The sequence below is a fragment of the Bradyrhizobium sp. BTAi1 genome (assembly GCF_000015165.1).
GTDB lineage: Bacteria > Pseudomonadota > Alphaproteobacteria > Rhizobiales > Xanthobacteraceae > Bradyrhizobium > Bradyrhizobium denitrificans.
Map to the genome: position 1 here is coordinate 6596258 of NC_009485.1, position 13667 is coordinate 6609924.

The 13667-nt window shown below is 65.7% G+C and carries 13 protein-coding genes; 4 read left to right on the forward strand and 9 right to left on the reverse strand.

All coding sequences use genetic code 11. The annotated features are described in order from the left end of the window. Positions 1–301 precede the first annotated feature (301 nt). From BBTA_RS29665 to BBTA_RS40950, 8 genes are all read right to left on the reverse strand, one after another. Complete coding sequence (locus BBTA_RS29665) at positions 302–604, reverse strand: DUF6496 domain-containing protein (protein WP_012046195.1); 303 nt, start codon at positions 602–604, stop codon at positions 302–304. Positions 605–688: 84 nt separating this feature from the next. After that, a complete protein-coding gene (locus tag BBTA_RS29670; RefSeq protein WP_012046196.1) occupies positions 689–1378 on the reverse strand; it encodes a response regulator in 690 nt (229 codons plus the stop codon). Continuing rightward, positions 1375–4092 (reverse strand): sensor histidine kinase KdpD, encoded by a 2718-nt coding sequence (locus BBTA_RS29675; RefSeq protein ID WP_012046197.1) that lies wholly within the window; start codon positions 4090–4092, stop codon positions 1375–1377. Before BBTA_RS29675 ends, BBTA_RS29670 begins: the two co-directional genes overlap by 4 nt. Positions 4093–4145: 53 nt before the next feature. Further along, entirely contained in the window at positions 4146–4751 is a 606-nt protein-coding gene (locus BBTA_RS29680; RefSeq protein WP_012046198.1) for a K(+)-transporting ATPase subunit C, read from the reverse strand. A gap of 116 nt (positions 4752–4867) precedes the next feature. Then, positions 4868–6985, reverse strand: coding sequence for a potassium-transporting ATPase subunit KdpB (kdpB, locus tag BBTA_RS29685; protein ID WP_012046199.1), 2118 nt, complete (start codon positions 6983–6985; stop codon positions 4868–4870). 16 nt (positions 6986–7001) lie between these two features. Further along, positions 7002–8705 carry a potassium-transporting ATPase subunit KdpA gene (kdpA, locus tag BBTA_RS29690; protein ID WP_012046200.1) on the reverse strand — a complete coding sequence of 568 codons (1704 nt, stop codon included), beginning with the start codon at positions 8703–8705 and terminating at the stop codon, positions 7002–7004. Between the two features lie 33 nt (positions 8706–8738). Next, positions 8739–8828, reverse strand: coding sequence for a K(+)-transporting ATPase subunit F (locus BBTA_RS29695; RefSeq protein ID WP_012046201.1), 90 nt, complete (start codon positions 8826–8828; stop codon positions 8739–8741). Positions 8829–8838: 10 nt separating this feature from the next. Beyond that, on the reverse strand, positions 8839–8991 hold the full coding sequence (locus BBTA_RS40950; RefSeq protein ID WP_168167925.1) for a hypothetical protein: 153 nt from the start codon (positions 8989–8991) through the stop codon (positions 8839–8841). A gap of 278 nt (positions 8992–9269) precedes the next feature. Here BBTA_RS40950 and BBTA_RS29700 point away from each other — a divergent pair, with 278 nt between their 5' ends. From BBTA_RS29700 to dapA, 4 genes are all read left to right on the forward strand, one after another. Further along, on the forward strand, positions 9270–9713 hold the full coding sequence (locus BBTA_RS29700) for a hypothetical protein (protein WP_012046202.1): 444 nt from the start codon (positions 9270–9272) through the stop codon (positions 9711–9713). Between the two features lie 18 nt (positions 9714–9731). Beyond that, positions 9732–10016: a hypothetical protein gene (locus BBTA_RS29705; protein ID WP_012046203.1), complete on the forward strand. Its 285-nt coding sequence runs from the start codon at positions 9732–9734 to the stop codon at positions 10014–10016. A 134-nt stretch (positions 10017–10150) separates the two neighbouring features. Beyond that, entirely contained in the window at positions 10151–10426 is a 276-nt protein-coding gene (locus BBTA_RS29710; protein ID WP_012046204.1) for a hypothetical protein, read from the forward strand. Further along, the gene (gene dapA, locus BBTA_RS29715; RefSeq protein ID WP_049795410.1) at positions 10423–11370 is read left to right on the forward strand and encodes a 4-hydroxy-tetrahydrodipicolinate synthase; all 948 of its coding nucleotides are present in this window, start codon (positions 10423–10425) and stop codon (positions 11368–11370) included. The genes BBTA_RS29710 and dapA overlap by 4 nt, the downstream gene beginning before the upstream one ends. A gap of 95 nt (positions 11371–11465) precedes the next feature. Here dapA and BBTA_RS29720 read toward each other — a convergent pair whose 3' ends face one another. After that, positions 11466–13121, reverse strand: coding sequence for an OFA family MFS transporter (locus BBTA_RS29720; protein ID WP_012046206.1), 1656 nt, complete (start codon positions 13119–13121; stop codon positions 11466–11468). Positions 13122–13667: the final 546 nt, after the last annotated feature.

Here is a 13667-nt window from a genome sequence, read left to right on the forward strand (position 1 = left end):
TGCAACTCCACGCCTGCAGATCGGGGCCTCATGGTTCGAGACGCGCCGTCTTGGGTCTCTATACCTTGGTAGCACGGGAGCTCGGCGCTCCTCACCATGAGGGTCTGAGCTCTCGCTGCGATCTCACCTCTTCTCACATCCAGGCTCGCAGCAGGCCCGCGGCCTCCCACAAGGAGGCTCGTCATGGTCATTGCAGCTGCGGTTTCGGAGCCGGACCCTCATGGTGAGGAGCGCCGCGCCTATGAGATAATCCAGCGAACCGTGCCGAGGGCGGCGCGTCTCGAACCATGAGGCTCCGGTCTCAGCCCTTCTTCGATGAAGTCTTCTTCGTCGTTTTCCGGCTGGTCTTCTTCGCGGTCTTCTTGCGCGATGTCTTCGACGCCGTCTTGGCGGTCTTCTTCGCCGCCGACCGCGCGCTCTTCTCCGGCGGCACCTTCTTGCCTTCGCGGCGCGCCTCCGACAGGCCGATGGCGATCGCCTGCCTTCGGCTCTTCACCTTGCGGCCGGAGCCGCCGCTCTTCAACGTGCCGGCCTTGCGCTTCTTCATCGCGCGCTCGACGTCGCGGGACGCGCCCTTCGAATATTTGCCTGCTGTTCGTGCCATGATGATGGTCTCCTTGTGACAGCACAGCAATCAACACACGCGGCGAAGGTTCCGATATCGCGGAACAGCCGGCAGGAAGAGTTGCTAATCCGGCGCGCGCAGGCGATAGCCGATGCCGGTCTCGGTCAGCACGAATTGCGGCCGCTCGGGATCGGCCTCGATCTTCTGACGCAGCTGGCGCACATAGACGCGGAGATATTGGGCGTCAGTCAGCTCATCCCAGAGCTCCTTGAGCAGGAAGCGATGCGTCAGCACCTTGCCGGCATGCTGCACCAGCACGCGCAGCAGATCATATTCCTTCGGCGACAGCTTGATCTCGCGCTCGCCGACCTTGACGATGCGGCGGACGAGGTCGACCGAGAGATCACCCGTGCGAAACACCGGGCGCTCGCCCTGCACCTGCAACTGATGCCGCAGAGCCGCGCGCAGCCGCGCCAGCAGCTCCTCCATGCCGAACGGCTTGGTGATGTAGTCGTCTGCGCCGAGATCCAGCGCCTTCACCTTCCCCGCCTCGTCGCCGCGGCTCGACAGCACCACGATCGGAATGCTCTCGTTGCGCGACCGGATGGTGCGCAGGAGTTCGTGGCCGTCGATGTCGGGCAGGCCGAGATCGAGGATGATCAAAGCCGGCCCCTCGGCGAGCTTTTCGAGCGCGACCTTGCCGCTCGGGGCCTCCAGGATCTCGTAGCCCTGCGTCGCCAGTCCCATCCGCAAGAGCTTGCGGATCGGCGGCTCGTCGTCGATGGCCAGCACCTTGATGGGAGCGCCTGTCATGCGGCCGTATCCAGCGGTTTGGCCTGCGCCGGCACCGGCAGGCGGATGGTGAGGATCGCGCCGCGCCGATCGGTGCGGTTGCCGGCGAAGATGCGGCCATGCATCGCCTCGATGAAGCCACGCGAGATCGCAAGCCCCAGCCCCGTCCCGGGGCGCACCTGGTCGCCCTTCTGCACCCGATAGAACTTGTCGAACACGTGCTCGATCTCGGCGGCGGGAATGCCGTCGCCTTCGTCACGGACGTCCAGCACGACCCAGTTGCCATCGCGCGCAGCACGGATCGCAATCGACGTGTCGGCAGGCGCATATTTTGCGGCGTTGTCGAGCAGATTGAACAGGACCTGCTCGAACAGCACCGCATCGACCTCGACCATCGGCAGATCAGCGGCCAGATCGAGCGACACCCGGTGACCGGCAAGGATCTTGCTCGCGCGCCGTAGCGCGCTGCCGACAATTTCGCTGAGATCGTGCAGGGCGGTGTTCGGCTTGATCGCGCCAGATTCGAGCTTGGTCATGTCGAGCAGGTTGGCGATGAAGCGGTTGAGCCGCTCGGATTCATCGATCACGGTCGCGAGCAGATCGAGCTTCTCCCGGTCCGACAGCCGGGTCGCGAGATCGCGCATCGTCGAGGCGGCGCCGAGCACGGAGGCGAGCGGCGTCTTCAGATCATGGGAGATCGAGGTCAGCAGCGCCGAGCGCAACCGGTCCTGCTCCATCGTGCGCTTGACCTTGTCCATGTCCTCGACCAGCAGCACGCGCTCGATCGCGAGCGCGCCCTGGTCGACCAGCGCGTCGAGCAGCCGGCGCTGATCGGGCGTCAGCAGCGGGCCGGTGCGGTCGTCATCGATGCCGATGACCCCGATCGAACCGCGCCCGGTGCGCATCGGCAGGAACAGGCGCTTGGCGCCGGGCAGCGTGTCGGAGCCGCGGCCGGCGACGCGGTCGTTGCTCCAGGCCCAGCTGGCCGCGGCGAGGTCGGCGTCGTCGAGCTGATCCTCCGGCGGATAGCCGGCCATCACGGTGAGCTTGCCGTCCTGTGGCAGCAGCAGCACGACCCGGACCTTCAACATCAAAGCCGCCTGATAGGCAGTCGCCCACAACACGTCGTCGAGCGTCGCCGTGCCTGCCAGCTTGCGGCTGAACGCGTAGAGCTGTTCGGTGGTGCGGATGCGCTGGGTCGCCGTGTCAGCCTGCACGCGCACCCGGGCTGCGACGTTGGACACCAGCAGCGCGATCAACATGAAGAAGAAGAACGCCGCCACGTTGGTCGGATCGGTGATCGTGAACGTATAGAGCGGCGGCAGAAAGAAGAAATTGTAGCACAGCGAGGCGACGACGCTCGCCAGCAGCGACGGCCACAGGCCGTAGCGCGCGGCGACGCCGACCACCGCGGTGAGGAAGACGAGGTCGACATTCTCGATGCCGAAGAACGGCTGGATCAGTTCGGCGAGGCCGAGGCCCGCCGCCGTGATCAGCAGCGCCATCACATAGGGCTTTGGCCGCATCGGCTCGCTGCGAGCGCGCATCTGGACGGACGGGCTCGCGAGCTCGGTCGACTCCTCGCCGGGAATGACGTGAATACTGATGTTGCCGGCACGTCGCACCAGATCATGCACCACCGATCCCCTGATGATCTCGAACAGGCGCGAGCGCTGCGACTTGCCGATGATGATCTGGGTGACGTTGTTGGCCTGCGCGAAGCCGATGAGATCGTCGGCGATGCGGCGGCCGACGCCGGGGATCGTCAGCGCCTCGCCGCCCAGCGTCTCGGCCAGCCGCAGCGTATCGGCGAGGCGATCACGCTGCTTGTCCGAGAGCTGGAGGTTGCGCCGCGTCTCGATCGTGACCGCGGTCCACGGAGCATGGACGCGATCGGCGAGCCGCTTGGTGTAGCGCACCAGGCCGGCGGCACGCGGATCCTCGGAGACGCAGACGAGGATGCGCTCGCCCGCCGCCCAGGGTCCGGCGATGGCGTTCGCCTGCATATGGTTGAGCAGCTGCTCGTCGACGCGCTCGGCGGTCCGGCGCAGCGCCAGCTCACGCAACGCGGTCAGGTTGCCGGGCGAGAAATAATGCTCCAGCGCGCGCTCGGCCTGTTTGGGCACATAGACCTTGCCCTCCTTCAGCCGCTGGATCAGATCGTCGGGCGTGAGGTCGATCAACTCGATCGCATCGGCGCGGTCGAGGATCGAATCGGGCACGGTCTCGCGCACCCGCACATGGGTGATCTGCGCGACGACGTCGTTGAGGCTCTCGATGTGCTGGACGTTGACGGCGGTGTAGACGTCGACGCCGTGCGACAGCAGTTCCTCGACGTCGAGATAGCGCTTCGGATGCCGGCTGCCGGCGGCGTTGGTATGGGCCAGCTCGTCGACGATCGCGAGCTTCGGCCGCCGCGCGATCACGGCGTCCAGGTCCATCTCCTCGATGACCTGGTCCCTGTAGACGATGCGCTTGCGGGGGATCACTTCGAGGCCACGCACCAGCGCCTCGGTCTCGGCGCGGCCATGGGTCTCGACAAAGCCGATGACGACGTCGATGCCGGCCTTCAGCTTGGCATGCGCGCTCGACAGCATCTCATAGGTCTTGCCGACGCCGGGGGCGGCGCCGACGAAAATCTTGAGCTTGCCGGCAGGACTGTCCTCCCGCCGGGCTGCTTCGAGCAGGGCTTCCGGCGAGGGACGTTGGTCAGGATCGCGGCGTTGACTGGCCATGCGGCATTATAAGCGGAGAGACCTCGGCGCCAAGGCCGAGGCCCGCGCGGACCTCATTGCAGCTTGGCAGCATCCAGCGCCAGATTGAGCGCAAGCACGTTAACGCGGGGTTCGCCGAGCAGCCCCAGCAACCGCCCCTTGACCTGCTGCGCGACCAGGGTCCGGATGCTGGCCTCCGGCACACCGCGGGCCTTGGCCACCCGCGGCACCTGGAACAGCGCCGCCTCCGGCGAGATGTCCGGATCGAGCCCGCTGGCCGAGGTCGTCACCAGGTCGACCGGCACCGGCTGCCCCGGGTTTTCCGCCTTGAGCTTGTCGACCTCCTCCTTCAGGCGGTCGGCCAGCGCCTTGCTGGTGGGTCCAAGGTTCGAGCCCGACGAGTTGGCCGCGTTGTAGGGGGCCGGCACCGTCTTGGTCGAATCGTTGGGGTCGGCGGCCGTCGTCGCCGACAGCCGGCCGTGGAAATATTTGTCGTCCTTGAACTCCTGGCCGATCAGCGCCGAGCCGATCACCTGGCCGCTGCGCGTGATCAGGCTGCCTTCGGCCTGAGCAGGAAAGATGGTGCCCGCGACGACGGTCATGGCGAGCGGATAGAGCAGCCCGGTGATCAAGGTCAGCGCAAGCATGACGAGAATGGCGGGACGAACTTCTTTGAGCATGGGAGGTCTCCTGTATCTCTGCCGTCATTGCGAGGAGCAAAGCGACGAAGCAATCCAGAGTCGCGTGGCCCGGGACAGTCCTGGGTTGCCTCGCTCGCAATGACGGCGGTGAGGGCTTAAGCCAGATGCAAGGCGGTCACGATCAGGTCGATCGCCTTGATGCCGATGAACGGGATGATGATGCCGCCGAGGCCGTAGATCAGCAGGTTGCGGCCGAGCAGCGCGCCGGCGCCGATAGCGCGGTAGGCAACGCCTTTCAGCGCCAGCGGGATCAGCGCGATGATGATCAGCGCGTTGAAGATGATCGCCGAGAGGATCGCGCTCTGCGGGCTGGCGAGATTCATGACGTTCAGCACGTTGAGCTGCGGGTAGAACGCCAGGAACATCGCCGGGATGATCGCAAAGTACTTGGCGACGTCATTGGCGATCGAGAACGTGGTCAGTGCACCGCGCGTCATCAGCAGCTGCTTGCCGATCTCCACGACCTCGATCAGCTTGGTCGGGTTGGAGTCGAGGTCGACCATGTTGCCGGCCTCGCGCGCCGCCTGCGTGCCGGTGTTCATGGCGACGCCGACATCCGCCTGCGCCAGCGCCGGCGCGTCGTTGGTGCCGTCGCCGCACATCGCGACCAGCTTGCCCTTGGCCTGTTCGTCGCGGATCAGCCGGAGCTTGTCCTCCGGCGTCGCCTGAGCCAGGAAATCGTCGACGCCGGCCTCGGCGGCGATCGCAGCCGCGGTCATCGGATTGTCGCCGGTGATCATGATGGTGCGGATGCCCATGCGGCGCAGCTCGGCGAAGCGCTCGCGGATGCCGCCCTTGACGATGTCCTTCAGCTGGATGACGCCGAGCAGCCGGCCGTCCTTGGCCACCGCCAGCGGCGTGCCGCCGGACTTGGCGATCTCATCGGCGATCGCTCTGGTCTCACGGGCCAGCTCGCTTTCCATGGGCTGGATCGCGCGCATCGTGTTACCTGACGCGACCTGGGTCGTGCCGCCGCTGATATAATTGAGGATCGCATCGACCGCGCCCTTGCGCACCGAAGAGCCGCCGGCATCGACGCCGCTCATGCGGGTCTGCGCCGTGAACGGAACGAAGGTGGCGCCGAGCTCGGCCATATCACGGCCGCGGATGCCGTATTTCTCCTTGGCCAGCACGACGATCGAACGGCCCTCCGGCGTCTCGTCGGCGAGCGAGGCGAGTTGCGCCGCATCGGCAAGCTCCTGCTCGCTGACGCCGCGGACCGGACGGAACGCGGTGGCCTGGCGGTTGCCGAGCGTGATGGTGCCGGTCTTGTCGAGCAGCAGGGTGTCGACGTCGCCGGCGGCCTCGACGGCGCGGCCGGACATCGCCAGCACGTTGAAGCGCACCAGGCGGTCCATGCCGGCGATGCCGATCGCCGACAACAGTGCGCCGATCGTGGTCGGGATCAGGGTCACGAACAGCGCCACCAGCACGACCACCGAGATCGAGCCGCCGGCATAGGCCGCGTAGCTCGGGATCGTCACCGTCGCGAACACGAAGATGATGGTGAGGCCGGCGAGCAGGATGTTCAGCGCGATCTCGTTCGGCGTTTTCTGCCGCTCGGCACCCTCGACCAGCTTGATCATGCGGTCGATGAAGGTCGAGCCCTGCGCGGCCGTGATGCGCACGCGGATCCAGTCCGACAGCACCTGGGTGCCGCCGGTCACCGCCGAGCGGTCGCCGCCGGATTCGCGGATGACAGGCGCGGACTCGCCGGTGATGGCCGCCTCGTTGACCGAGGCGACGCCTTCGATCACCTCGCCGTCGGACGGGATCGTGTCGCCGGCCTCGACCAGCACGATGTCGCCGACCTTCAGGCTGGTGCCCGCAACGAGCCGGTAGGTGTGATCCGCCGGGCTCGTCCCGGTCAGCAGCTTGGCCTGGCTCTCGGTGCGGGTCTTGCGCAGCGAATCCGCCTGCGCCTTGCCGCGGCCTTCGGCGACGGCCTCGGCGAAATTCGCGAACAGCACGGTGAACCACAGCCAGAGGATGATCTGGAAGGTGAAGCCGAGATTCGCGCCGCCGGTCACGACATCGCGCAGGAAGATGACGGTGGTGAGCGCGGCGACGATCTCGACCACGAACATCACGGGGTTCTTGATCATCAGCCGCGGATCGAGCTTGACGAAAGCGGCCTTGATGGCGGGCAGCACGATCTTCGCATCGAGCATCGTCGACATCGACGAGCGCTTCTGCAGTTTGACGGTTTCCATGGAGATTGCTCCGAGATCAGAACACGGTGCCGGCGGTCATCGCGAGATGCTCGACGATCGGACCCAAGGCGAGTGCGGGGAAGAAGGTGAGGCCGCCGATGATCAGGATGACGCCGACGACGAGGCCGACGAACAATCCGCCGGTGGTCGGCAGGGTGCCGGCCGAGGGCGGGATCGACTTCTTCTCGGCGAGCGAGCCGGCGATCGCCATCGCCGGGATGATCATGAAGAAGCGGCCGACGAACATCGAGCTGGCGAGCGTCAGGTTGTAGAAGAAGGTGTTGCCGGTGAGGCCGCCGAACGCCGAGCCGTTGTTGGCGGTCGCCGAGGTGAAGGCGTAGAGCACCTCGGTGAAGCCATGCGGTCCGGCATTGGCCATCGAGGCGACAGCCGACGGCAGCACCACGGCGACCGCGGTCCAGCCGAGATACATCAGCGGCAGCACCAGGATCGCCAACATCGCCATCTTGACCTCGCGGGCCTCGATCTTCTTGCCGACATATTCCGGCGTGCGCCCGACCATCAGTCCGGCGACGAAGATCGCGAGCACGACGAACAGCAGCATGCCGTAGAGGCCGGCGCCGACGCCGCCGATGATGATCTCGCCGAGCTGCATGTTGATCAGCGGAATCATGCCGCCGAGCGCGGTGAAGCTGTCATGCATGGCATTAACGGCGCCGCAGGACGCGGCCGTGGTGATCACGGCGAACAGCGCGGACGCAACGATGCCGAAGCGGACCTCCTTGCCCTCCATGTTGCCGCCGGTCAGGCCGAGCGCGTTCAGCACATCGGTGCCGCTTGCTTCCGCCCAATAGGTGACGGCGACGCCGGCGATGAACAGCACGCCCATTACCGCGAGGATCGCCCAGCCCTGGCGCTGATTGCCGACCATGCGGCCGAACACGTTGGTCAGCGCAGCGCCGAGCGCGAAGATCGAGATCATCTGGATGAAGTTCGACAGCGCGGTCGGGTTCTCGAACGGATGCGCGGCGTTGGCGTTGAAGAAGCCGCCGCCATTGGTGCCGAGCATCTTGATCGCGACCTGCGAGGCCACCGGGCCGACCGCGATGGTCTGCTTGGCGCCTTCGAGCGTCGTCGCCTCGACATAGGGCCCGAGCGTCTGCGGGATGCCCTGCCAGACCAGGACCAGCGTATAGACGATGCACAGCGGCAGCAGGATGTAGAGCGTGCACCTGACGACGTCGACCCAGAAATTGCCGACGGTGCGCGCCGAGGCCCGGGCGAAGCCGCGGATCAGCGCGATCGCCAGCACGATGCCGGTCGCGGCCGACAGGAAGTTCTGGTGCGTCAGGCCGAGCATCTGCACGAGATAAGAGAGCGTGCTCTCGCCGCCGTAGTTCTGCCAATTGGTGTTGGTCAGGAAGCTGATCGCGGTGTTGAACGACAGGTCCTCCGCGACGGCGGACTGGCCGGCCGGATTGAACGGCAGCACGGCCTGCAGCCGCATCACGGCGTAGATGACTAGGAAGCCGCCGACGTGAAACAGCAGCATCGCCACCGTATAGGTCAGCCAATGCTGTTCGCGCCGTTCATCGACACCGCCGATCCAGTAGATCGAGGTTTCGAGCGGCCGCAACACGAGCGAGAGAAAGGTGCGCTCGCCATTGAAGACGCGCGTCATGTACCAGCCGAGCGGCTTGGCAAGCGCGACGACGACGGCGCAATAAAGCAGGATCTGGATCCAGCCGATCACGGTCATGGGAATTGTCCTTGAAGGTGCGATGGACGGCGGTCAGAACCGCTCGGGCCGCAGCAGCGCGTAGGTGAGATAGATCAGAAGGCCGAGCGACACGACGCCGGCGAGCGAATAGTCGAAGATCATGGTGCGTCTCCTAGAGCCGCTCGCAGGCATAGGTGTAGCCGATCGCCAAAGCGAAGAAGCCGGCGGCCAGCGCCAGCATCAGGATGTCCAGCATGGTTTGCTCCTCATGCGCGTCGGATGCGCGCAGCGCGTGGAGCGGACAGAGCAGCGCCGGGGCCGACACGGTCCGTCCCACCCGGCCAGATGGCACCCGGATCCATAGGTTTTCGAGACAGCGCCCGCTGCAACATTATAGGAATCCCATAAAGACCGCGGCGCAGCCCGGCCAAAAGCGCGCGGCGGCAGCGGCCGGCGCATAGGAATTGGCCGGCGGGCCGAGGCGCGTTTATGCGGCGCCTATTTCTGCCCTGCCCGCCCCCTCTCGCATTCCTACGGCGTCTGCCGCCAGATGCTCCGTGCGGCCGATCTCGCGCCGCAATCCACTGACCATGGAGCAACAGCATGCCGGTCCCGATCACCCTGGATGTCCCCGCACCGCCGCACGTCGCGCAGGAGGCGGAGAAGCTGCTGACGGACCTTCTCGGCGACGATGACGGCGCCTCGCCGCTGTCCGCGCGCGGGCGACGCCGGGCCCGCATCGACCATTTGATGCGGGCGGAGGCGCGGATCGATGCCGCGCTCGAGCTGATCGCCCTGCAATTGCCGCGATGGCACCTGCGCCGGCTCGCCTATGATGACGGCGAATGGCACTGCGCGCTGTCGCAGCGACGCGAGCTGCCCGACTGGCTCGACCATTGCGCCGAGGCCAGGCACGCCGATCTCGCACTCGCCATTCTCCATGCCGCGGCCGAGGCGCGTCGTCTGGCCCCGGGCCTGGGACCCACGCAGGGTCAGCGCTCGGCCGAGCCGGCGCTCACGAACCTGCTCTGCTGTGATCATTTCTGAGATCGCGCGAGCGCAGCGATGATGCTCTCGGCTGACAAGTTCGCCGCGCTGTCCCCTGCCAGGGTGCTGCTTCGCTTCGGCCTGCGAACAGCGATCCTCACGCTGTTCGCGACGTTCGGCAGCATCGGCTTCGGCCGCAGCCTGGCAGCGCTGCTGTGGATGACCGTCATTCTCTGCGCCGTGCTCGCTATCCTGCGCCGCGAGCGCGTCTTCACCGCCGGCCTCAATCATTGGGACGAGCTGATCGGGTACCTCGCGCTCTATTGCGCCGTCATGGCGTTCAACCAAGTCGCGGGATCCTAGAGCCGTTTACGCCGCGGCTATGCCGCCGTGCGCCCCGCCGTCTCGCATTCCTATCCCTGCATCCCGATCATCGATCAACGCCCCGCCATCATCATCTCACAGGGCTGCGGGCACCAACCGGAAGGACCACCGCCATGAAGCTCGTCGAACCTCCCTCGTGCCGCAAGTCTGCTGCGGCGCTCGTCCTGATCGGCCGCAACAGCCGCGGCCAATGGGTCGTGCAGGAGCAGGCCGGACTTTATGGCGGCCTGTTCGTCAGCCGCGCCGAGGCGATCAAATATGCGCTGTTCGAAAACGGTCATCATCCGGAGACGATCGTCGAGTTGTCGCGAACGATCGAGCTCGACACCAACGGACGCCTCGCGCCCATCGGTCTGCTGCTCGGCAACGGCAGGCGACCGGTCGCATGACCGCAGCCGCCCCTATGCAGCGCGAAGCGGCGCGCGGATGGCTCGCCGGCGCGATCGCCGATATCCCGACGCCGTTCGATCGGAGCGGGGCGTTGGACATCGCAGCCCTCGCCAGATTGTGCGAGCGGCAGATCGAGGCCGGCGCGAGCGCGATCCTGGTCTGCGAGACCGCGGGCGAAGCGTCCACGCTCACTGCAGCCGAGCGCGAGGCCGTGATCCGCACGGCCGTGACCGTGGCCTGCAACCGGATCCACGTCATCGCCGGTGCCGGATCCAATTCGACGCTGCAGGCGGTGCAGAACACGCGGCAGGCGGCCGCCGCGGGCGCCGACGCAATCATGTCGGTGGTCCCCTATTATAACCGGCCGACCGCGGAGGGGATCTACGCGCATTTCCGCGCGGTCGGCGACGCGACGGCCCTGCCGATCATCCTGCATGATTGTCCGGCGCGCACGGGACGCGGACTGCCGGACGAGACGCTGATCCGCCTGGCACAGTGGGCGCAATTCATCGGCCTGCGCGACAGCACCGGCGACATCGCGCGTGTCGTGCATCTGCGCGCGCGCGTCCCCCTGGGCTTCCGTTTGCTGGGCGATGACCTCACGGCGCTGGCTTACGCCGCCGCGGGCGGCGATGGCTGTTTCTCGCTGGCAGCAAATATCGCACCGCAGCTCTGCAATGCCCTCCTCGAGAGCTGCCGGCGCGGCCGCTGGCGCACAGCGCGACGGCTGCATCAGCAATTGCTGCAACTGAGCGAGGCGACCAGCCGCGAACTGCCGGCAGCATTGAAATATGCCCTCAGCCTGCAGGGCCTGGCTATGCCGCACGTTCGCCTGCCATTGACCGAGCTCGACCAGCCCGCCCAGGCCATGGTGGCGCAAGCGATGGCGGAACTGAACGCGTGGCTTGCCACAGCGCCCGGAATACCAGCCTGCCAATCCTGATTGGCTGCGCAACCGGTCCGGTCGAGGCGGATCCATGGCCGCAAAAAAAAGGGCGGCCTCACCGGCCGCCCCGCTTGGCTGAGATACCTATCCGCTCAGAAGATCTTGACGGCGCTTTCCAGCGTCTTCCAGACACCCCACGCCAGCGGCACGCCGACAAAGGCCCAGAATAGCGCCGACTTGGCGTCGAGCCCGCCCCTGCCGATGCCGAACGATCCGTGCTGGATCGCCGACTCGTTCCTGGCGAGTTCAGCCTGGTAGCGAGCGACCTCGTCGGGGCTCATGTTCCATTTGTGATCGACCGGCTTGATCAGGAAGTTGCAGATCAGGCCAGCGAGCAGCATGGCGCAGAGGATGTACATCGTGGAGTTATAGAGCTGGTCGCGCGGCACGCCCGCGGCAAGCTGGAACTCGCGGATGTAGTTCACCACCACCGGACCGATGATGCCCGCGGTCGCCCATGCCGTCAGCAGACGGCCATGGATGGCACCCACAAACTGGGTTCCGAACAGGTCGGCGAGATAGGCCGGCACCGTCGCGAAGCCGCCGCCATACATCGAGAGGATGATGGCGAAGGCGCCAACGAACAGCAGTTTCGACCCCATCGCCGCGAAGGTCGGCGCCAGCGCATAGAGCACGATGCCGATCAGGAAGAAGCAGTAATAGGTGGCCTTGCGACCGATATGGTCCGACATCGACGCCCAGAAGAAGCGACCACCGATGTTGAACAGCGAGAGCAAGCCGGCAAATCCTGCCGCGATGCCCGCGACGGTTGCCTTCTGCGCGGCATCGAGCTGGTTGAAGCTGACGTCAGGCAGCCCGATCAGCTTGCCGGCGAAGATCTCCTGAAGCATCGGCGAAGCCATACCGATCACACCGATGCCCGCCGAGACGTTCAGGCAGAGCACCCACCAGACCAGCCAGAATTGCGGCGTCTTGTGCGCGTTGTCCAAATGCACATGATGCTCCGAGATCATCGCCTTCTTGACCGTAGGCGGCGTCCAGCCTTCGGGCTGCCAGCCGACAGGGGCCACGCGATAGGCGAAGGCGCCGATCATCATGAACACGAAATAGATCACGCCCATGGTGACGAAGGTCTCCCAGACGCCGACCGAGGTCGGGGTCTTGAAGTAGTTCATCAGCAGGTTGGCCAGCGGAGCGCCGATCATTGCACCGCCGCCGAAGCCCATGATGGCCATGCCGGTCGCCATGCCGCGACGGTCCGGGAACCATTTCACCAGGGTCGAAACCGGCGAGATGTAGCCGAGACCGAGGCCGATGCCGCCGATCACGCCGGCGCCAATCCAGGTGATCCAAAGCTGATGCACATAGACGCCGAACGCCGCGATCAGCAGACCGCCGCCCCAGCAGCAGGCTGCAACGGCGCCGGCCTTGCGCGGTCCGGCCCGCTCGAGCCAGCCGCCCCAGACGGCGGCGGAACCGCCCAGCAGCACGAAGAACAGCGTGTACATCCAGCCCAGGCTCGCGACTTTCCAATCGCAACTGGTGGTGAACAGCTCCTGCACCAGCGTCATGTCCGGGCAGGCCTGACTCTGGGTCACGCCGATCGCGCGCGACAGCGGCAGCCAGAACACCGAAAAGCCGTAGGCCATACCAATGCAGAGATGGATACACAGCGCAGCCGGCGGAACCAGCCAGCGATTGAAACCCGCTTTGGCGACCGTGTGCTCACGATCGAAGATCCCTGCTTGTGCGCTCGGCAGCGCTCCCGCGCTTTCAACACTCGCCATGCATTCCTCCCCTACGGACTCCCGCCCAACGCAACAACGTCATGTTCTGTCCCCTTGATCAGAATCAATACGCTCACTCACCCCGCCCGCTATTGACGTATCAGAGCATTTCCGCAACGCACAAATGTTCAGAACTGGTTCCAAGCGCATAACACCCCACCCACGGAGTTATGCCCTCATCATGATTACGCCGCGGTTCTACCTAGGCCGCCCCCGAGCGGGCAGGGCTCATCTTCCGCAACCTCCGCGGAAGCGCCCCAATTGGTGCAGAATCCGGGCAAATTGTCGATAGTAAAATGGTAATAGTTCGGCAAACGCCGTGGATGACTGCAATGCAGCACGCCGATGCTGCTAATAGACACACAAAATCACGTGCATCTGAAGTCATCGCCACTTTCGGCTGCAGTCAAAATTAACTTGGACTGCTTGCAAGACCGGCAAGCGTCGTCGAGCGTTCATCAACTAACGCAGCCGGCGGCAACGGGTCGGCTGATCTCACCGCGCGCGCTGTTGCTCAGAAAAAGTGAACGGCAGACAACCTTCCCT